General features: G+C 40.2%; 19 protein-coding genes, 1 pseudogene and 1 riboswitch. All 20 genes and pseudogenes read right to left on the reverse strand.

Translation table 11 applies throughout. The annotated features are described in order from the left end of the window. Position 1: 1 nt before the first annotated feature. The 20 genes and pseudogenes from cbiB to BM097_RS00685 all read right to left on the reverse strand — a co-directional run bounded on the left by cbiB (position 2) and on the right by BM097_RS00685 (position 21,601). Positions 2-973, reverse strand: coding sequence for an adenosylcobinamide-phosphate synthase CbiB (cbiB, locus tag BM097_RS00590; RefSeq protein WP_090544867.1), 972 nt, complete (start codon positions 971-973; stop codon positions 2-4). Beyond that, positions 915-1,490 carry a histidine phosphatase family protein gene (locus BM097_RS00595; protein WP_090544869.1) on the reverse strand — a complete coding sequence of 192 codons (576 nt, stop codon included), beginning with the start codon at positions 1,488-1,490 and terminating at the stop codon, positions 915-917. The genes cbiB and BM097_RS00595 overlap by 59 nt, the downstream gene beginning before the upstream one ends. After that, positions 1,490-1,822, reverse strand: coding sequence for a bifunctional adenosylcobinamide kinase/adenosylcobinamide-phosphate guanylyltransferase (locus BM097_RS00600; RefSeq protein WP_090544871.1), 333 nt, complete (start codon positions 1,820-1,822; stop codon positions 1,490-1,492). The genes BM097_RS00595 and BM097_RS00600 overlap by 1 nt, the downstream gene beginning before the upstream one ends. Before the next feature lie 8 nt (positions 1,823-1,830). Beyond that, the gene (locus BM097_RS00605) at positions 1,831-2,589 is read right to left on the reverse strand and encodes an adenosylcobinamide-GDP ribazoletransferase (protein ID WP_090544873.1); all 759 of its coding nucleotides are present in this window, start codon (positions 2,587-2,589) and stop codon (positions 1,831-1,833) included. Continuing rightward, positions 2,586-3,101, reverse strand: coding sequence for a bifunctional adenosylcobinamide kinase/adenosylcobinamide-phosphate guanylyltransferase (locus BM097_RS00610; RefSeq protein WP_090544875.1), 516 nt, complete (start codon positions 3,099-3,101; stop codon positions 2,586-2,588). The genes BM097_RS00605 and BM097_RS00610 overlap by 4 nt, the downstream gene beginning before the upstream one ends. Then, a complete protein-coding gene (locus BM097_RS00615) occupies positions 3,098-4,183 on the reverse strand; it encodes a nicotinate-nucleotide--dimethylbenzimidazole phosphoribosyltransferase (RefSeq protein ID WP_090544877.1) in 1,086 nt (361 codons plus the stop codon). The genes BM097_RS00610 and BM097_RS00615 overlap by 4 nt, the downstream gene beginning before the upstream one ends. After that, complete coding sequence (locus tag BM097_RS00620; protein WP_090544879.1) at positions 4,170-5,525, reverse strand: cobyrinic acid a,c-diamide synthase CobB; 1,356 nt, start codon at positions 5,523-5,525, stop codon at positions 4,170-4,172. The genes BM097_RS00615 and BM097_RS00620 overlap by 14 nt, the downstream gene beginning before the upstream one ends. 8 nt (positions 5,526-5,533) lie before the next feature. Next, entirely contained in the window at positions 5,534-7,579 is a 2,046-nt protein-coding gene (cobK, locus tag BM097_RS00625; RefSeq protein WP_090544880.1) for a precorrin-6A reductase, read from the reverse strand. Continuing rightward, positions 7,576-8,331, reverse strand: coding sequence for a precorrin-3B C(17)-methyltransferase (gene cobJ / locus BM097_RS00630; protein ID WP_090544881.1), 756 nt, complete (start codon positions 8,329-8,331; stop codon positions 7,576-7,578). Before cobJ ends, cobK begins: the two co-directional genes overlap by 4 nt. After that, complete coding sequence (locus BM097_RS00635) at positions 8,319-9,332, reverse strand: cobalt-precorrin 5A hydrolase (protein WP_090544882.1); 1,014 nt, start codon at positions 9,330-9,332, stop codon at positions 8,319-8,321. The genes cobJ and BM097_RS00635 overlap by 13 nt, the downstream gene beginning before the upstream one ends. Before the next feature lie 116 nt (positions 9,333-9,448). After that, positions 9,449-10,204: a precorrin-4 C(11)-methyltransferase gene (gene cobM / locus BM097_RS00640; protein WP_090544883.1), complete on the reverse strand. Its 756-nt coding sequence runs from the start codon at positions 10,202-10,204 to the stop codon at positions 9,449-9,451. A 71-nt stretch (positions 10,205-10,275) separates the two neighbouring features. Next, the gene (locus BM097_RS00645) at positions 10,276-10,629 is read right to left on the reverse strand and encodes an endonuclease domain-containing protein (protein WP_090544885.1); all 354 of its coding nucleotides are present in this window, start codon (positions 10,627-10,629) and stop codon (positions 10,276-10,278) included. Between the two features lie 34 nt (positions 10,630-10,663). Further along, a complete protein-coding gene (gene cbiD, locus BM097_RS00650) occupies positions 10,664-11,800 on the reverse strand; it encodes a cobalt-precorrin-5B (C(1))-methyltransferase CbiD (RefSeq protein ID WP_090544887.1) in 1,137 nt (378 codons plus the stop codon). 15 nt (positions 11,801-11,815) lie between these two features. Next, on the reverse strand, positions 11,816-12,484 hold the full coding sequence (locus BM097_RS00655) for a precorrin-8X methylmutase (RefSeq protein ID WP_090544889.1): 669 nt from the start codon (positions 12,482-12,484) through the stop codon (positions 11,816-11,818). Between the two features lie 2 nt (positions 12,485-12,486). After that, on the reverse strand, positions 12,487-13,995 hold the full coding sequence (locus BM097_RS00660) for a cobyric acid synthase (RefSeq protein ID WP_090544891.1): 1,509 nt from the start codon (positions 13,993-13,995) through the stop codon (positions 12,487-12,489). 59 nt (positions 13,996-14,054) lie between these two features. Continuing rightward, the gene (locus BM097_RS00665) at positions 14,055-14,846 is read right to left on the reverse strand and encodes an ABC transporter ATP-binding protein (protein WP_177197321.1); all 792 of its coding nucleotides are present in this window, start codon (positions 14,844-14,846) and stop codon (positions 14,055-14,057) included. Then, a complete protein-coding gene (locus tag BM097_RS00670) occupies positions 14,839-15,855 on the reverse strand; it encodes a FecCD family ABC transporter permease (RefSeq protein ID WP_177197322.1) in 1,017 nt (338 codons plus the stop codon). The genes BM097_RS00665 and BM097_RS00670 overlap by 8 nt, the downstream gene beginning before the upstream one ends. A 3-nt stretch (positions 15,856-15,858) precedes the next feature. Next, positions 15,859-17,382, reverse strand: a complete 1,524-nt coding sequence (locus BM097_RS00675; RefSeq protein ID WP_090544895.1) for an ABC transporter substrate-binding protein — start codon at positions 17,380-17,382, stop codon at positions 15,859-15,861. A 499-nt stretch (positions 17,383-17,881) separates the two neighbouring features. Further along, a pseudogene (locus BM097_RS00680) lies at positions 17,882-19,063 on the reverse strand (sirohydrochlorin cobaltochelatase); the annotation flags it as partial. 143 nt (positions 19,064-19,206) lie between these two features. Further along, positions 19,207-19,396, reverse strand: a riboswitch (cobalamin riboswitch). A gap of 45 nt (positions 19,397-19,441) precedes the next feature. After that, entirely contained in the window at positions 19,442-21,601 is a 2,160-nt protein-coding gene (locus tag BM097_RS00685; RefSeq protein WP_090544900.1) for an EAL domain-containing protein, read from the reverse strand. Between the last annotated feature and the right edge of the window lie 48 nt (positions 21,602-21,649).

The raw sequence follows: 21,649 nt of genomic DNA on the forward strand, positions 1-21,649 counted from the left end.
ATCAAAACCTTCCTTCTACTGCAAAAATCAAGATGCTACATATCAATGCACACAGGATGGAAGTAGAAATCATAAGCACATTTGCTCTTTTAATATCCTCTACCTCAACCTTTCTTAACATATCACCTATATAAGGCTTTTCCTTTAGCTTTCCAAAATAGCTTGCAGGACCTGCCAGCTGTACTGAAAGAGCTCCTGCGCAAACACTTTCTGTCTGAGCTGAATTAGGACTTGGATGATTAAATCTATCCCTCTTGAAAATATATATGGCATTTACGGTATTATAACTTTTTCCTAAAAAAAGTGTTGCAAATATCATGATATAAGCACTGATTCTGGCTGGAATAAAGTTTACAACATCATCCAGCTTTGCAGCCATTCGGCCAAAATCCAAGAATCTATCACTCTTGTAACCAATCATAGAATCCATGGTGTTAATAGCCTTGTAGCAAATCCCCAAAATAGGACCACCTATAGCCAGGTAAAGCATAGGTGCTATTATTCCATCTGAAGTGTTTTCCGCTACTGTCTCAACAGCAGCCTTGGTAACACCTACTTCATCAAGGGAAGCTGTATCTCTTCCAACAATTCTTGCAACTGCATTTCTTCCCGCCTCAAGAGAGTCCTCTTTAAGTGCATAATACACCATCATACTCTCTGTATAAAGACTTTTTGTAGCAAGACACTGATATGTAACAATTGTTTCACAGATAATTCCCAAAATACTGTTAATTTTGTATGCTGCAAGATATATTATTCCCGTGCACAAGACTGATATCGCAATTACGATAACAACCAATATTCTTCCATTTCTTCTTTTTTTCTCAGGCGAATCCTTTTCATTAAGAAGCTTATCTGTAAAAACAGAAATCAGCTTTCCAATCCAAACTACTGGATGAAATCCTCCAAATGGATCACCTAATAAAAGATCTAGTACGTAGCCCATGATAAAGGCCATTAGATGATATTTCAAAAGTATATCCCTCACCGTTTTCTACATGATATGAATAGTAATCCCCCTCAAAAAGACAGCTTAGAATTGCCATGATTGTCCCCCCATGGCAAACCACTGAAATGTCTTTATAATCACCGCACATTTTTATAAGCTTTTCAAAGCCTAGCATAGTACGTTTATTTGCCTCTTCCCTGCTTTCTCCACCAGGAAAAGGAGCCTCACCGCCAGATTCAATCCAGCTAATGTAATCCTTGTCCTCTGAAAGCTCTTTGTAATTCTTTCCCTCAAATCTACCAAAATCTGTCTCCCTCAGCTCGTCTATTATAACGGGCTGTTGGTCTGGGTAGATGATTTTGGCTGTCCTAATACATCTTCTAAGTGGACTTGAAAAAACTATGTCGCAGGCTGGATATTTTCTTGAGGTGATTTCATTTTCCCCATCAAGAGTCATTTGCTCATCAGTAGTACCGATATAGCGCTTTTCAAAATTACCTGGAGTTTTTCCATGACGTATTAAAGTGATAGTCTTCTCCATTATTTAATCCTCTGTCCAATGCCAAGGATGACACGATGAACCTCATCAGCCTCTTTTGCAAGCTCAATAAGAATCCTTCCTGCAACCTCTCTATAGGTTCTGTCTGCTTCATCCATCGGAACAACTCCATTTCCGATTTCATCAGCAATAATAACCCACTGTCCGTCTGATGTGATGGCTTTAAGCTCAGCATAAATATCATCCTGATTCCGTCCCTCGGATAATCTCTTTTTTATAAAAAGATGGGCTTGATTAAAAAAACGGACTTCCTCAAATGTTTTAAGAGCATATTCAGTTTTACCTTGATAGCTACCGCCTATAACAAGAATCATCCTACACCTCACACTAAACTAATAATACCAAAAAATATTGCCATGAAGACTTCTGTAATAACCACATAGTATCCTGCAACATCACCTGTTATTCCACCGAATGCTCTGTTTGCTCTGATTTCAGTGCCTTTATAGAATGCAAGTGTTAATAGAAGAAGGATTATGGCCTGTAATGAAACAAAATAAAAAGCAAAAATGGTGCATATCAAAAGCTCTATAATAAGTCCTGCAAATACTACTTTATCGGCAGAATTTTTAGCCTCGGAATAAAGCATTCCATTTTCTTTTGCTTTCTTGCTCTTAATCACCATTATTCCGCTGACTGACCTTGCCATGAAAAATGAAAAGCACCAGCCAATAAATCCATTTCTATTCATCATAAATAGACCTGCAAAACACAAAAGTCCTGCTGTAATTACGTTAATTATTGAAAAGGCTCCTATATGTGGGTCCTTTAAAATCTCAAGACGTTCCTCCTTTGATTTGAAGGAATTGACGGCATCTGCCACATCCATAAATCCATCCAGATGAAAGCCACCTGTCACAATAAGTGGAAGTGCCATAGCAAGTGCTACAAAGGCACCAAGAGGAATATCATAATATTCCCCTAAAAGTAAAAGGCCATATTCCATGGCTCCTATAACTGCGCCCACCCAAGGAAAGAAAATCAGATGATATTTCATATCCTCACTATCCCAGGTGAATCTGGGCATAGGGATTCTTGAATACATGGAAAATGCCACAACAAATGCTTTTAAAAATCTCATAATTTAATTCCTATTCCAACTACTACTTCGTATACTTCATTAGAAATCTTTGCTAGTGTTTCATTGATAAGACCTAAAGCTCTCATGTATTCTTTGGTGCTCTCATTAAAGCTTAATCCATCCTCAAAAATGTTATTAGTAACGATAACAAGTGAATCCGCTTTCTTGGAAAGAGCCTTCACATCATCTAAAATCTTATCAGCACATTCCGTAAAAGTCTTAGGGCTTTCCTCCCTAAACATTTCATTTGCCACAAGATTAGACATGCATTCCAAAAGCACAATAGAATCCTTATCAATTATCGCATTTGCGATATCAACAGGACATTCTATTGTTATAAAGCCTTTGCCATCTCTAAGACTTCTATGTCTTTTAATTCTTTTATCTGATTCTTCATCAAAGGATTGCATGGTAGCAAGGTAATATCTATTAGGATAATCTGTTTTACAAACTAAATCCTCCGCAAATGCGGATTTGCCGCTACCACTTCCACCATATACTAACGTAATCATGCTTCCTCTTTAAAATCCTCGTACTGCTCCACTCCAGAATCACCAAACTTCAAGGCATCATGAAAAGCTATATCTGCCATTCGAAGCTGTGAAATCATCATAACAGCACCTGCACCCTCACCTACAGCCATTTCGCCATCAATGGTAGGCTCCACCGAAAGCTTTTTAGCAAGCTTTTGAGCTACTGGCTCCTTGCTGATGTGTGAAGGGATTAAATAATCCTTTGTATTTTCTAACAATCTATCTGCCACCAGTGCGGATACCATGCTAAGCATTCCATCTAAAACAACAGGTACGCCATATACTGCTCCACCTAAAACAATTCCTGTCATAGCAGCAAGCTCTAATCCACCAAAATTGCTGCAGATTTCTACTGGTGAAAGACCGCTGTATTTTGAAAGAGCCATAGAAACTACAGCTCTTTTTCTGCTAAGGCCTTCATCATCAAGACCTGCACCACGCCCAGTGACTGCCTCTGCATTAAGGTCTAGCAGATATCCTGCCATAACCGCTGCCGATGTGGTGTTTCCTATTCCCATTTCGCCTATCAGCAAAAGATTAAAGCCTGCCTCCTTGCTTTCAAGGGCAAGATTCATGCCGACCTGTACAGCTCTTGAGAATTCCTCCACTGACATAGCAGGATGCTTTAAGAAATTGCAGGTTCCATATTTTACCCTGCGGTTAAGAGTGTAAGGGACCTCCTCGGCGTAATTTATTCCAACATCTACAGCCATAACGTCAATCCCTAAATGTCTAGCCATAACACCAGCTGTAGTAAGTCCTTTTCCAATATTGGTGGCACAGATTCTTGTGACATCCTGATTAGTCTGGCTTACGCCCTCCTCAACTATGCCGTGGTCACCACAGCAAACAATAAGTCTGGGATGATACAAATCAGGTGCTTCAAAGCCTTGAATTGCAGCTATTTTAGAATGATATTTTTCAAATCTTCCAAAGCTGTCTATTGGCTTTGACACTCTGTTCCATTCCTTTTTAACCCGGTTGATTTTTTCCTTATCAACAGGCTCAATACTGATTTTGTTTTCTAAAATGTCGTCAAAAATAACTCTAGTTTCCCCCATAATTTTTCATAGCCTCCACAAATTGATTTATAAAATCTGGAGCAGACAGATAATAAAGATGTGGAAATCCAACCAATCCCCCATTTATTTTATGGATGCACTCCCAGCTTCTTTTGCCAGATGGCTTGTAAGCTCTAACAGCATTTCCATTATTATCCGTATCATAATAATGAAATTCATGTCCCTTTATTTTCTTTACTCCATCATCTATTATAGCATAACCAAAACGAACAAGATGGCCCATATAGGTTGCCTTTCCAGGGATAGCCGATGCCATCCTATAGGTTGTTTTATTAATATCCTCTATCTCATCCATTAGATACATAAAGCCACCGCATTCTGCCATGATTGGCATTTTATTATTAATGGCTTTTTGTATTTCTTCTTTCATTTTTTCGTTGCTTGAAAGCTCACTAAGATGATTTTCTGGATAACCTCCACCTAGCAGCAAGCCTGATATTCCCTCAGGCAGGCTTGTGTCCTTTAATGGTGAAAAAAAGACTGGCTTTATACCAAGACTTTCTAACAGCTTAAGATTTTCCTGATAGTAAAAACAAAAAGCATCATCATAAGCTACTCCAAGCTTTATCGTATTTTCGGATTTTGTTGATATAAGCTTTGATAGGCTTTTTGGCATTTCTTCCTCTTTAATATCAGGGGCTTCCCCTGCCAAATTTAAAATTTTATCTACATCTATTTCTGCTTCTACTCTTTCACCTAAAATAGCTAGCTGAGATTTAATATCCTTAATCTCATCTGGAAGATAAAGGCCTAAATGTCTGCTTTCAAAGCCCACATCTGAAATATTTGATAATGTACCAAGGTATTTAACTCCAAGCTCCTCCTCGATTAATGGCTTTAATACTGCACCAAAGCTTGATGAAGTATTATTTAAAATCACGCCCTTAATTAAAGAATATTTATCATAATCTAGAAATCCTTTTATGGTAGCAATTAATGATTTGCCAGCGCCCTTAGCATTTACCACAAGAACAATTGGGCAATCAAGTGCTCTTGCCAAATCATAGCTTGAGCCAGTTTCTTCTGTTCCACCTACACCATCGTATAACCCCATAACACCTTCTATCAGGGCGATGTCACCATTAGATTCTTGCTGAAAAATCCACCTGGTCATAGCGTCCTCTGTAAAAAAAGTGTCCAGGTTTCCAGCTGCTATTCCAAGTACGTTTCTATGATACATAGGATCAATATAGTCTGGGCCGCACTTAAAGCTACAGGGTGTCACTCCTCTAGCCTTTAAGGCTGAAAGCAACCCACATGTAATTGTTGTTTTTCCGCAGCCACTGTTAGTAGCTGCAATCATAATTCTTGGGTAATTCATTAAATCTCCTATATAGTAAACGACACAATGTATACGGGATTTTGGGCTTGCATTACATTGTAGTCTCCTATGGTTTTGGCTTTGCTGATGGATGCCTGTACCACATCTGCATCACTGATTGCAAAATCCTTTAGGATGCGATTAACCTCTGCGATAGTTTCTAGGGTAACAGCATTGACTACTACACGAATGCCTGTGCCCTTGTTCTTTAAAAGCGTAATGATTTCTTCTAAGCGACCACCACTGCCTCCAATGAATATGTGAGTAGGGGTTGGCAAATCTTCTAAAGCCTCTGGCGCTACTGCCTGCACTAAATTCACATTGGTAAGCGCAAATTTATTTATATTTTCCTTTATTAGCTTGCAGGCTTCCTCCTTGAACTCTATGGCATATACGTTAATTGATGGATTAAGCAGTCCCATTTCAACAGACACAGAGCCACTACCTGCACCTATATCGTAAACATAAGCATTCTCTGTGAGCCCCAGCTTGCAGATTGAGAGAGCTCTGATTTCTTCCTTTGACATAGGAGTCTTGTTACGCAAGAAATCATCATCTGATAATCCTGGAGCAAGCCTTTTTGCAAGAGGTCTTTTATTTTTTATAAGAAGCACACATAAGCCATCATCTGCAGCCACTGAACATTTAGCTGAGCTCATGCACACAAGCTTTTCGTTTGAATACAGATTGTAGCCTGCCCATATTTCAAACTTAAGTTTGAAGCGCTGTTCCAAATCCTGAAGTATTTCTCCAATTATTCTTACATCCTTCCCGCCAGATGTAAGTGTGTATACCTTACTTGAATATTTCACAGCATCAATCAGTTTTGGCTGCCATACTGTTTCTTCCACACCATGTGTACTCATGACTACAGCATCCTCATAGCTCTCACCAAGCTTTGCAGCAAAAGCGCTGATTGATGAAATACCAGGAAGCACCTTCACCTTGAAGCGAGCATCCAATCGAAGTGCCTCATATAGATTTTTTGTGCCACTGAAAAAACTGGTATCACCTGAAAATAAAACAACAGCATTTATGGTTCCATGGGTGATACTATCAGCCTTTTCATTTAATACAGGCAGAATATCTTTTGCCAAATAATATGGATATTTTTTAGCCTTACAATCTATTGCCGAAAGCATTCTCACAGCGCCAAAAATAATATCTGCCTTATTAACAGCTTCCTTTACCTCATCAGTAAGAGTTCCAAAGCCCATACCAAAGCCAGCCATACTAATATGGATTTTCACATCAGGTGTGATTTCTGAGAATCCCCTTTCGGTAAGCTTTACGCCAAGAAGTGATTGAAGCTCTATTAGTGCATCCTCATAGGACACCCCTTCCATTGGGGCGGCAGGCCTATTAATGACAAAGCATTTAATTCCTTCTAATCTGGCAGCCTCTATACGCTGGGCCTCACCACTGCCTTTACCACTATTTTTAAGAACTACCACAGCAGCCTTTGTCTCTCTAATCTGGGCTCTATTCATAGTAAGGGAAAATGGGCCCTGCATAGCAATTATCTGCTTTCCTGTAAGTCCATTTTCTGTGCACAGATTCAGACTCTCCACGCTTGGGATGACTCTTGCTATAATTCTGCTTCGAACCTCTTCGTTTTTGCAAAAGGTAGCAAGCTCTTTACTTCCAGTGGTAAGGAAAATATTTCCAGTAGTTTCCTCTAAAGCCTTTGCGCAGGATTGGGCATCATCAAAAAATGTGCAGTTGCTGTAATCCGCCTCAACGCCCTCTCGGATTACTCTGATAAATGAAGTGGAAGGACTTAAAAAAATTGCTGTATCGATTTCCTTTTTAACAAGCTCTGCAAAAGGATGGGTGGCATCAATTATCACATCAGGATTTTCTGCCTTTATCAACTCTGCCATCTGTGCAGAATCCATTCTTCCAATTCTAACCTGAAGTCCTGTGCTTTCATCTACAGGCTCCTTGCCATATTCGGTTGCCACTAAATAAACTACAGAAACTCCAGCTACTGATAGCTTTTCTGCAAGCATGCGTCCCTCTGTAGTTCCTCCAAAAATGATTGCTTTTTTCAAATCTGATATCCTCGTTTTGTTACAAGCTTTCCATTTATTATTTCACTCTTTGAATTTCCAATAAACACAGTGGTAAACATGTTTACCTGGGCATCCTTTAGCTCTCCAAGTTTAAGAGTCACAGAATGTGTACCTGCTCTTCCTATATTTTCCACATAACCGCAGGCTCTGTTTTCATCTGCCCCAGCCTCAAGCATTATCTCACAGGCCTTCTTCAAATAATCATGTCTTTTTTTGCTGGAAGGATTGTAAAGGGCTATGGCAAAATCACCCATAATTGCAGCCTTAAGTCTTTTTTCAATTACCTCCCATGGAGTCAGCAAATCGCTAAGACTGATTACGCAAAAATCATGATTAATAGGTGCTCCCAAAACTGCCGCTCCAGAAATTGCTGCTGTCACACCTGGAATCACAACGATGTTATCCTCTGTTATATCCGAATCCGCATTTACGTATTCTGGCAGAAGCTCATACATTGGCGCAGCCATGCCATAAACTCCAGCATCTCCACTACAAATGAAAGCCACAGTTTTACCTTCCTTTGCAAATTCATAGCAGGCTCTGCAGCGCTCCACTTCCTGTCTCATTGGAGTGGTGAAAAATTCTTTTTCTGGGAAATGCTCTTTTACCAAATCCACATAAACTGTATAGCCTACGATTACATCTGCATTTTCCATAGCATCAATTGCCTGGTCTGTCATCATGCTTTTGTCACCTGGTCCCATGCCAACTATATATATTATTCCTGCCATTTTATGCTCCTTAATTCTCTGATTGCGTATGCCTTCGTCATTCCATCACTTGCCTGTTTTTTTGAAACAAGATTGGCACCCAAGGCTACTGCAGCCCGCTCGCTTACATTTCCAGTTCCAACCTGTTCCTTTACAAAAACTGATTCTGTAAAATCGCCTTTAGTGGCCTCCAACTCTTCAGCTGTAAATGTAATAAATTTGGCATGCAGATATGCGGAAAGCCTAAGTAACCCTGTTTCGTCCGCCTTTTTATCAATAGAGCAGATTGCATATAGATTTCTCCTAAGCTCCTTTTCACTATAATCCTTAAGAAGAAATTCAAGAAGCTCTTCAAAGCTTTTTCCTCTTTTACAGCCCATACCTATTACTAAGGTTTTAGGAGTTAAAATGAGTGCATCTGCATTTTCATTCTCATCATTTGAAAATATAAAATCTGGCTTTACATCTTCTGCTAGCGCTTTTATATTTTCAGGCTCCTCATCTTCAAATGAAAGATTTTCAATATCATTTTTGTAATAAACCATTTGGCCATTTAATAGCTTCATGGAAACATTTTTTATCTTTGATTTATCTAAAATTCGGAATCCATTTTTTGCTGCAAAGGAATCTATGGCATACACATTTTCTATATCAGTTGCTGTTGTGATGATGGCATTTGCATTAATCCTTTCAGCAATATTTCTTGCCAAATCATTTCCCATACCATAATGCCCCGACAAAATAGGAATAACATTCATCCCCCTTTCATCAATGACAACCACAGGAATATCCGAAAGCTTGTTATCTATAAAGGGCGAAATAGTCCTTACAGCAATCCCCACAGCTCCAATAAAAATAAGCGGAATATGCCCCTCAAAGCTTTCCTTTGCAAAGGCCTTTAAAGAAGTGCTGTCATCCTTCACTTCAAAAGTAATATTGCTTAAGGCCTGTTCAAGCTTGCTATAAACCTTCTTACCTTCATCGGTAAAATATGTAATTCTTATAAGAAAATTTTCAATCATATACTCTCCAAAGCCTTCCCCCTCTGGGTTGCTAGGCTCCAGTGGAGCCTGTTTAGCAACGACCGAGCCGGGAGGCGAGACAAGCTGTCACCGAAGGTGACTGATGAGGGCAACCATCATCTACTCTTCCTAAATCCAGTTTCAAACTCCGCATCATACAACTTCGACAACGAATACCCCGACTTCGATATCACATCCCCTACAAGCACCACAGCCAAATTCTTTATACCATGAGCCTCAGCAGTCTCTGCCAATGTACCCACAGTACAAATATATTTTTCTTCATCAGGCCAGCTTGCCTTGTACACTATAGCTGCAGGCGTATCCTTGGAATAGCCACCATTGTAAAGAGCTCTTGAAAGCTTTTCCATCATTCCACTGCTTAGATAGATTGCCATGGATGCATTGTGTGCTGCCAGCTTTTCAATAGATTCTTTTTCTGGCACTCCGGTGCGGCCTGCCATTCTTGTAATAATTAAGGTCTGGCTAATGTCTGGAAGTGTGTATTCCAGATTAAGACTTGCCGCTGCCCCAAAGCAGGCACTTACACCTGGGCAGCTTTCATAAGGCACTCCATTGGCCTCCAATATCTGCATCTGCTCCAACACTGCCCCATAAATACTTGGCTCGCCAGTATGAAGTCTTACAACCAGCTTTCCCTGTCTTGCCGCCGCAATCACTACTATCATAACCTCTTCCAGTGTCATGGTAGCACTATTGTGAATCTCACAATGCCTCTTGGCATAATTCAATAGCTCCGGATTCACCAACGACCCTGTATATACAATCACATCTGCCGCCTTCAGCAAATTCATACCTCTCACCGTAATCAAATCCGCCGCCCCACAGCCAGCTCCTACAAAATAAACCAAAGGCTTCTCCCTCTGGGAGAAGCTGTCACCGGCGGTGACTGATGAGGGTGTATGTAAATTATTATTCATAATTAAATCCTCTCTTTAATCTTGGCATCTATATCTTCACAGACTGCCACAAAATTATTGTTTATATCATAATTAGAATATCTTAAAATCTTTATTCCCAAATCAGCTAAATATTTATCTCTAACTAAATCAGCTTCATGTCCTTCTTTTTCATAATGCTGACTTCCATCTAGTTCTATTGCTATTTTGGCCTTAGCACAATAAAAATCTACAATATATTTTTCAAAGACTTTTTGTCTTTTGATTGTAATTGAATATGATTTTAAAAAGTCATACCAAAGATGTTTTTCCTCTTTTGTCATTTCTTTTCTTAAATTTCTAGAATACTTTTTAAGAGTTGGGTCTAGTCTTGGCATGGTGCGCCTTTCTGCCTTTAGGCTTGGCTTATATTTATATGTTCATACCCTCATCAGTCAGCTTCGCTGACAGCTTCCCCCTACTAAGGGGGAAGCCTTTAGACTGTGCTAAAAATCCAAATTCATTGGAATACAATAAACACTCTATTTTTATTCTACCTTGTGCTCTGAAGTCTAGGTAGAATAGGATTCGTTCTAGGACGATGTCCATTGTTGGCTTTAGTAAGCCTGCATCTTCTATATGATGAAGTGCTTCTTCAGTGTTTAGGCAGGCTAGAATCTTTCTGGCAAGATCTGTGTCTGCCCCTGCTTTGATGGCGCAGGCTGAAAGGATTTCCATTCTAGCATCGGCTTCATGTGAATGGGTATTCATGATGCCGCCAGCTACCTTAACAAGCTTTCCAATGTGACCTGTGATGACAAGAGTTTCAAAGCCCATCTCACAAACCATATCTACAGTCTCTCCTATGAAGTTAGAGCACTTTACACTTTTATCTAAATCATAGTCATAATTATCCTTCATAAATTTCAGGCCGTAGTTGCCTGGGGTTACGAAGGCTGTTTTAAATCCTAAGGCTTTCTTCTGGGAAAGCTCAACTCTTATTGTATCCACCAATGCTTTTGCACTCATTGGCTCAACGATACCTGTTGTTCCTAGTATGGAAATGCCTCCTACAATTCCAAGACGAGGATTGAAGGTGTGGCCAGCAAGCTCCTCCCCCTCAGGTACAGAGATGATTACACTAAGCTTTCCGCAAAAATCAAAAAGCCTGCACACCTGTAGCACTTCCTTTTCAATCATCTCTCTTGGCACATGATTGATTGCAGCATTTCCCACAGGCTGATCCAGCCCTGGCAATGTTACCCTGCCTACACCAAAGCCTCCATCTATGGTAATAGTACAATCTCCTGTATCACAGGATTCAACCATACTCACTGTTGCCACCACATGACTTCCAGTAGTCACATCAGGGTCGTCTCCGCCATCCTTTATAACAGCGCAGCTCACCTGTGACTCTTGTCGTTTAATATCTACAATATCCGCATTAAACATAATCCCTGCAGGAGTTTCTATTTCAATATTCAGTTTTTCCTTCCCTGACAAAAGCATGTAGGTCGCCGCCTTCGCAGCCGCCGCCCCACAGCTTCCCGTGGTAAAACCTTTTTTCATAAAAAACTCCTTTTTTCATACCCTCATCCGCCCCTTCGGGGCACCTTCCCCCAGAGGGGGAAGGCTATAGAGTAACGCATTTACGATAGCGGCGGCGATGTTGCTGCCGCCTTTGCGGCCTTTGTTGATGATGTGTGGAACTGAGGAGTTAAGGAATAGTTCCTTGGCTGCCTCTACGTTTACGAAGCCAACTGGTACGCCAATAACAAACTCTGGTGTGAATTTGCCTTGCTCCATCATTTCATAAAGTGAAATAAGGGCTGTTGGGGCGTTGCCGATGGCAAAAATTACTGGCATAGGAAGGGCTGCTGCTCGCTCCATGGATACAGTGGCTCTTGTGACCTGGCGCTCCTTTGCTTCCTTGGCTACGTCTTCATCTGCCATGAAGCAGTGTACCTGGCCGCCAAAGCTTTGAAGCTTCTTTTTGTTGATGCCGGCTAATGCCATGTTGGTGTCAGTAACTATGTGAGCTCCATTTTTTATTAATTCCTTGGCAAGGTCAATTGCACCTTGCGAATAACACATTGTCTTAGCATAATCGAAATCAGCGCTGGTGTGGATTACGCGTTTAGTGATTGGAGCTTCTTCCTCGGGGATAGTGATTCCCAGGGAGTCTAGCTCGGCGGTTATGATTTCGAAGCTGCGATGTTCTATTTCTGATGGTAAGATGTATTCTATTTTCATGTTTATACCCTCATCCGCCCCTTCGGGGCACCTTCCCCCAGAGGGGGAAGGCTCATTATTTCATAAATATAGTTTATATCGAGATTTGCTCGGACTATGTCGGCGAGTTTGTCGTATTCTTTTTCTTTCATGGCCATATAGTCCATGGTTTCTTCTGAAAGGGTTAAGCCTTTTTTGGCTGCTAAGGACTTAGCAAGCTTTAGGGCTAAATCTCCATTATCAAAAACGCCATGTACATAGGTGCCAAATACATTTCCTTTTTGGACGCTAGTAACGGAAGCGCCATCTATTACGGAATAGCCGTTGTGGATTTCGTAGCCTAAATATTTTTGACCGGTAAGACATTCGTACACTCCTGTCATATCATCAAAAATACCTTCAGTCTGACTTCTGTGCTTTGCAGGCTCCATCACTGTTTCCATAGGAAGCAAACCCAGTCCCTTTATCTGATTAACACAGTCTGACTCTACAGATTCAGGATCTGAGATTATATCTCCTAGCATCTGAAAGCCTCCACAGATTCCAACAACTGGACCACTTGCAGCAAATCTTTGGATGGCTGGTGCCATGCCGGATTCTAGTAGCCATTTCATATCTGCGATTGTATTTTTACTTCCAGGCAGGATTACGATATCCGCCCCTTCAATTTCTGATGGCTTTGTGATAAATCTAACTGCAACACCATCTATATTTTCAAACGGAGCCACATCAGTGAAATTAGAAATCTTTGGAAGACGAACAACGGCAACATCAACGATGCTATCCTTGCCACCATCACCCTTATTATCCAGTCTTTCGCTAAGACTATCTTCATCATCAATTAAAAGATGAGCGTAAGGAACAGTTCCTACAACAGGAACCCCTCCCCTTTCCTCTAGCATATCGATTCCTGAATCTAAAAGAGATTTATCTCCTCTAAACTTGTTTATAATAAGGCCTTTAACTCTGGCTCTTTCATCATCTTCTAACAGTTCAAGAGTGCCTAGAAGCTGTGCGAAAACACCGCCTCTATCTATATCTCCAACTAAAAGCACTGGGGCGTCCACCAGCTTTGCCATTCCCATATTTACAATATCATCTGATTTAAGATTGATTTCTGCTGGAGAGCCTGCACCTTCAATAACAATAACATCTGCCCACTCGGAAAGCTTCTCGAAGGCAGCCTTTATATCTGGTATAAGGTTCTTTTTGTAGGCAAAATATTCCCTTGCCTTCATGTTGCCTACCACTTCACCGTTTACAATTACCTGTGAGCCCACATCATTTGTAGGCTTAAGTAATATAGGATTCATGTAAACAGAAGGCTTTACTCCTGCGCACTCTGCTTGCATTACCTGGGCTCGGCCCATTTCAAGACCTTCTTCTGTTACAAAGGAATTGAGTGCCATATTCTGTGATTTGAAGGGGGCCACCTTTAGGCCATCTTGTTTGAATATTCTACATAGGGCACCAACTAGGAGGCTTTTGCCTACGTTTGACATGGTGCCTTGGATCATGATTACTTTTGACATATATTAATACCCTCATCCGCCCCTTCGGGGCACCTTCCCCCAGAGGGGGAAGGCATAATTTAGAGAAGCCTCTTAATTGATGTTGAATAGTTCCAGAGGCCGCTGCATATTATTTCTCCGGTGCCGGGGGCCATTTTGTACATTGTTTCCAGGTTGACTCCGTTCAGGACTTCTTCTGGGGTGCCTGTGACGTACACTTCTTCGCCAGCGATTCCGATTACTTTATCAGCTACGGCTGGGACAAATTCTAATTCGTGGATAGACATGAGAACTGCCACCTGCTTTGTAGCTGCAATCTTTTTTATTACCTTTAGGATATCAAGCTTGTATTGCAAGTCTAAGAAAGATGTAGGCTCATCTAAAATCATTACATCTGCATCCTGACAGATTGCTCTTGCAAGCATGATGCGCTGTCTTTGGCCATCGCTGATTTTGGAGAAATCCTTATCCTTTATCTTGCCTGCTCCAACCATATCAATGGCTTCATTAATAGCTGCTTTATCCCTATCATCCAAAAATCCAAGCCTGCCGGTATATGGATATCTGCCAGTTGCCACCACATCAAAGCAGGTCATTAGCTCTGGATGGATTCGTTCTGTCATCACCATGGAAACAGCCTTCGCAACATCTTCTTCTGACATGGCATCCTTGTCATTTCCATTTAGATAAACCGCCCCGCCAAGCTTTTTAAGCTGACCAATTATTGTCTTTAAAACTGTAGATTTGCCAGCACCGTTTGCACCAATAAGGCATACTATCTGCCCTTTTTCAATGGTAATATTTACATCATTTAATACTACAGTCTTACCGTAGCCTACATTCAATTCCGATAACTGGATGCTTTTATCCACGAGATGCCTCCTTTCTTGCAACCAAAAGATAAATCACAACTGGCGCAAGAAATACCGAAGTGACTGCACTAATACTGATTTCTGTAGGCGCAAAGGCAGTGCGGGCGATACCATCACAGAAAAGTGTAATGATCGCGCCCCCTAAAAAACAAGCAGGAATCATAACAAGTGGTTTAGCTGTTTTCATGATGCCTCGCATAATATGTGGCACTGCGATACCTACAAAAGATATAGGACCTGCAAAAGCCGTAACTGTTGCAGATAAAATACTAGATAAGAGAATCAAAACTATTCTAATGTGTTTGATATTTACGCCCATATTTCTGGCGTAGTTTTCTCCTAATTGAAAAGCCCCAATTGGCTTAGAAAAAATAACCGTAAATACGATAGCAATAATTACAATTACAGATGATACAACAACATGGTCCATGCTTATTCCTGAAAAGCTTCCCAAGGACCAGTTATGCAGATTTACAATATTTGTATCATCTGCAAATGTAACAACAAATTCTGTGATAGCTGAACAGATATAACCAATCATGACGCCACAAACTACTAATAGGGACATGTTTCTTACCTTCTGCGATAAAGACATAACAATCCCCATAGCTATAAGTGAACCAACAAAGGCCGAAACAACTAACACAAGTGAGCTAATGTTTACTCCTCTTTCAAGCAAAAATACCATAGAAAGAGCCACAAAAAGCTTAGCAGAAGAAGATATTCCAAGTACATATGGTCCTGCAATAGGGTTTCCAAAAAAGACCTGTAGCAAAAAGCCAGACACTGAAAGAGCCCCGCCAAGCACTATAGCTCCAATGATTCTTGGAAGTCTTATGGAGATGATTATTTTTCCCATGTAAACTTCCCCAGGGTTAACCAGTGATTTAATAATATCTATTACAGATATGTCTGCACTGCCCACTCCAACGCTTACAAAAAAGAAAACTACAAGTAAAACAATCATTCCTATAAATGCAATTTTTATTCTTCTGCTAATTGAATCCATTATTTACTCCCTAAGCTTTATAAAACAATCTCCCTCTTTATAAGAGCCATTTAAAATTTCATTTAGCTCCTCTATAAATTCTGCCACATTTGTGCTCTTTTGGAAATATCCTTCTTTAAGGCAATACACATTTCCCTCTTTCACTGCCTTGTAATCTGCCAACGCTTCCTCTTCCTTTACAAGTTCAGCGATAGAAGAAATTTCTCCTTCAATTGTACTATTGTAAATGAGCACATCTGCATCCACTGTTCTGATATAAAAATCCTCGGTAGTGATTTTCATAGTTGATAAGGCATTATCCTCTTCAAATGAAATATCATCCGGTACATATTTGCCGCCAGCAAGTCCAATCATAGATGCTATATAATCCTTAGGCTTTCTAACAACTATCTGACCATTTGAATTAATAGAAAAGAATGCAACAGTTTTACCCGTAGTTTCATGCTTTTCTATTTCATCAACTCTTGCCACCTGATTTTCAAAGACCTCATTTGCCTTATCTTCCTTGCCATATATGCAACCATAAAGCTTAATCCATTCAAGCCTTGCAAGAGGACTGCTTTCGTAGCTGGACATTTCCACAAGCACAGGTATGCCTAGCTCCTTAAGCTTTTCTAAGGTTTCTGGTGTGTGACTTATCATGGTATTTTCGATGGCAAAGTTACAACCAGAAGATACAAGTAGCTCGTAATCAGGAGCTGAGTATTTTCCAGCGTACGCCATTTCACCATTTTTCATGGCACTTCTGGCGTTCTTAATGTGCCAATCCTTTGCCTTAGTTCCAGAAAAAGCTATATCATCTAATGCGCCAATTTTATCCATCAAATCCATTACTGATGTAGATACAAGGTAAGTCTTATCCGTATTTACGATAACAGAAACATTATCAGAAACACTGACGCTGTCAGGCAATGCTTCCTGCGCCATCAAAAAATACTGATTGTCACCCTTTCCATTTATTCCTGAAATAGAAATAAATTTGTAGCTATTACCTTTATCATCCTCATAATAATCAACACTAAAGCCCTTGGCATAATCAAGCTTAAGTGAATCTACAAGTGTTAGTCCTGTTAGCTGATAAGAATCAGATGCCGCTTCAGTCTCAACCTTTTCTACCGCCCCAACCTCTACAGAATGGCCTGGAGCATAAACTGTAAGCTGATACTCAATCTCATGAGGTGTGCTCATTGCAGTGGTATCGCCGATTACAGTAAATGTCTTGTCAAACTCTGCAAATGGTATCGTAAATACGGAGTTACTATCAGCATCAGCCTCGTTATCGTATCTCACATTATCTACTAGCATATAATCATAGTTTTTGCTAGACCAAACAAGCTTTACAGTATTTCCTGATTCAGAAGTCACTACCTCTGCTGGAGATTCTACAGTGGCCTTTCCGCTGCCACCAGTAAGAGTCACCTCGCAGGAGTAGGTTCCATATTCTGTTTTTTCTTCCTTATTAAAAAAGCTGCAGGCTGTTAGAAGTATAGCCAGCGCTGCAGCGATTGAATAAATTAACTTTTTCATTTACCCTCATCCGTCACCTGCGGTGACACCTTGTCTCGCCTCCCGGCTCGGTCGTTGCTAAACAGGCTCCACTGGAGCCTAGCAACCCAATAGGGAGAAGGCTTTATAATGTTACTGATACTACGTGGTCGTACCAAGTACCTTTTTCACCTAAAATTGCTAAATCAAAATCTTTATCAAGTGCCTCTACAGGAACATCAAATCCATTAACTGTTTCTGTAGTTCCGTCTGAGTATGTAACCTCATCCTTTGTAGGCTGAAGCCAGTTAGCCTTGTCGCTTTCAGCATCAGCTGCTTTACCTACATAAAGGTTTACAATCTTATCTGATACAAGTGAGATATGAATTGTCATCTTGCCATCCTTAACTGTAAGCTCACCCTTGCCATTCTTTGCTTCGTTTACATGGAACATGCTGCTATCTGTTGTAAACTTTGCTTCGTAAGTTTCGCCTTCCTTAAGCTCATCTGTATGTGCAACTTCTGCTGGCTTAACACCAGTAGCTTCTGATGTATGTGCTACATAAATAGCCTGAACATCTGCAATCTCACCAAGACCTGCAATCTGGCACTCAACTGAATCAAATGCGCCTGAAGCCTTAAACATTGACTTCCAAGAATCCTCTTCATCGCCTGCCATATCGTTGTTAGCATGGTCACCAGCAACAACCATAAGTGGACGAAGAATTACATTCTTATATCCAGCTTCCTTAACAGCCTCGATAATGTTCTCACAAGCTGTCTCCTCTGGCTCACCCTCTACAGTACCGATGAATACGTTCTTGTAACCAAGCTTATCCATCTGTGTCTGCATCTGGCTGTATGTAACCTTTGCATTGTGGCTAGTACCATGACCCATAAATACAAAGGCTGTACCATCCTCTGCTGCCTTATCAATGCTTTCAAGTCCTGCATCAGAAACAGCCTCAGCTGTAATTGCCTTTGCAACTGTTTCCTTATCACGGTTAACTGCACTAGCGTCTGCACCAACTTCTCCAAGTAATGGCTCAGCGATCTTTACACTTTCAAACTTATCAGCGTACTCATTTACCGCCTCTGTTAATTCATCGTACTCAGCACCATGCATTAAATGAGTTGGCTGAACTACCAAATTCTTCACCCCGTTTGCAACAGCTCTATCTAAAGCCTGCTGCATGTTATCAATCTTCTCCTCATCACGAGCCTGGATATGATTGATAATAATCTGTGCTGTGAAAGCACGTCTAACTGACCAATCAGGATATGCTGCAGCGATTGCCTTTTCTACACCACCAATATCAGCAACACGGCTATCATTAAATGATGTACCAAAGCTTACTACAAGAATTTCGTTCTCGCCAATTTCATCCTGATTTAAAGAATCGTCCTTAGAAGCATCACCTGTATCTCTTCCAAAATAATCAGGATCAGCAAACTCTCCTTCAACTAATTCCTTCTGTGCATCTGTAAGTGCATCCCAAGCTTCCTTGGCAGCCTTGCACTGCTCATCTGTTTTATCTGTTCTCTCCTGAACATAAATTGCATCGATTAATGCAGCACACTCATCTGCAAGTGCCTGATCATCAACTTCCTCTGTAGCCTCCACATTAGTCTCAGCTACATCTGCAGCCTGCTTGCCACAAGCTGTAAACATCATGGCAAAGCCTAAAACTAATGCCATACTTGTAACTAACTTTTTCTTCATGTTAATCCTCCTTAGTGATATAGGTAATCCCGCCGGAAATATAAAAAGACTGCTAATTAATAGCAGTCTCATAAATCAAAAATGGCATGCAAAAAAGACTAGTCTTTATTGCATATTGCTAATTCGATTCGAGTTCCGCAAATCAAAATTACCTGAAATAGGCAGGTCTCCTGACTTCGATCAACGCATGTGTTCTCTTCCCAAGTAAACTCAGTGATATAAACACATACTCCCTAACACAGTGACGGCTTCGCTCTGGATTCTCACCAGATTCCCTTTTCACCCATGCAAACCTAAAAAGATTCCATGGACACCTAATTCTTGTTATAAATTTTCTTAAAGAACATACCACATTTAATGAAGGCTGTCAAACCAATGCTATACATTGCTTAAAGCCACAATAACTACTTCAAAGGCTTCATATCTGGTAATAGGATTTATACCTATCTTTCTAATAAACAGATTAAGCTTAAAGCCCTGTTCCACGATTCCCTCAACTATTTCCCATTTATTGTAGGTGCTACATGCTCTTATTGCATCAATAAACTCTTTTGCTGGCATCCTCTTTTGTTTAATTAATTCGTGACCTAAATCTACCTCCTCGACATAGTTCACCTTTAACATATATTCTGCAAAGGTTCTGTTGTAGCGCATGATGTAGATATCGTCATCTCTAAATTCCAATACACCTGTAGGTAGCTGCCCAAAGAATTCGTCCGCCTGCCAATTATAATCCTCATTAACAAGTGGCTCCACCAGATTGGCCTTGCTTACAGCTGTATAGTACTCATTTTCCTTGTAATCCTCTATCTTATTTCCAACCTTGGCGCCGTAGATAGCATACCATTCACCAAGCGGAATAGGCTTTGCAAAGAAATATCCCTGCATCTTGCTACAGCCAATTTCTCTTAAAAACTTCACCTGCTCTATGGTCTCTACACCTTCCACAACTGTATCTATACCAAGCTTGGTGGTCATCTGAATCAATTCTCTAAGTATTACATGATTCTTTCTTGATAAACCAAATTCAAGCATGAACTTCATATCAAATTTGATTAAATCAAAATCAAATTTCTGTAAGGTGTTCAAGGATGAATATCCACTTCCAAAATCATCCATCCATACCTTAAAGCCTGCTTCGTGGAAACGTCTTATCTGTGTTGCCACAAAATCACCGTCAAGACTTGAAACACTTTCTGTAATTTCAATAGTAATCATATCTGTAGAAATAGAAGATGCTTTCACACGTTTTTCTATTTCTTCAAATATGTTACAAAGCTCGAAATCGTATTTTGATAGATTGATGGAAACTGGCACAATTGGAAGATTCTTCTCACCAACCTCTTCTAAGTCACGAAGCACACATTCTAGTATGTATAAATCAAGCTTATGAATAAGCTTTGCATCCTCAAGTACATAAATAAAATGATCTGGTGGAATCAATCCCTTTACCGGGTCAATCCATCTAGCTAAAGCCTCCTCGTCGCACACAAGACCATTTACGGATCTAATGAGCTGCTGATAGTAAGGCTGAATCCAACCTTCATTCATAGCCCTTTCGAAATTATTAATTACGTATTCATAATGCGTTGCTACAGCATGAGTATTCTCATCATAATATGCAAACTTGGAAACGTAAGCACCCTTTTCCTTATCGCTTACAATCTTTGCTCTATCACAGGCACTAGAAGCAGTAACATCTTCAAAGGCCATTGAATAAATACCAACATGTACTGGCAAGGTCTTGCCTTCATTGGCATGCTTGGCATCCTCAAAAATGGCATGAAGCTTATCCTCAATTCCTTCCATTTCAGTAAAGACTGCAAAATGATCCTGTCCCATTCTACCGCAGTCCTCATTTGAAAAATACTTCTTAAGAATCATACCAAAGGCAATAATTAAATTATCGCCTTCTCGCAATCCATATTTTTCGTTGAAGAATTTCATTCCTGTAAGGTCGAAAAAAACAATACCTGGAGTAAGTCCTCTCTCGTAGAGTGCTGCCTTTCCAGCATCTGCTAACTGTAGAAAGTAAGACATGTTTGGAAGACCTGTAAGGGTATCGTAGAAATTATCTCTAATCAGACTCTCCTTTGACATAAGCTCCTTAAAGTTTGAAGCCAATCTTTCTGTCAAAGGATTTTCAATATCCTGACCTATACTTTCAAGCATATAGATGGTGCTGGAAAGCATAATTCCATCATTTGTAAAGAAGTGCTCACCATGTGAATGTATTATTACATAATCGCCTAACATGTGAGACATGGTTCTATATACACAGTCAAATTTATCACCACCAGAAGCAAATTTTAATGCTGCATCTGCAACTCTAGCCTTATCATCTGGATGGGTATCTCTGTACATGTCCTTATCAAAAAGCTGTACTACATCCTCTCGTTTCATTCCCATTAGACTACATAAACCATCAGTAACCAATAAAGTAACCACTCGCTTATCTAAAAGCTGATATATAGCCATTGGAATATTTAGCTTTTCTAAAACCGCCCTTTCGTTTTCCCCAAACTCATACCTACTCATATTATTGTCTCCAATTATAATGATGTATTTACGGACCTAATTACACAT

Origin of the sequence: Pseudobutyrivibrio sp. OR37 (assembly GCF_900113655.1) — a bacterium.
Classification (GTDB): domain Bacteria; phylum Bacillota; class Clostridia; order Lachnospirales; family Lachnospiraceae; genus Pseudobutyrivibrio.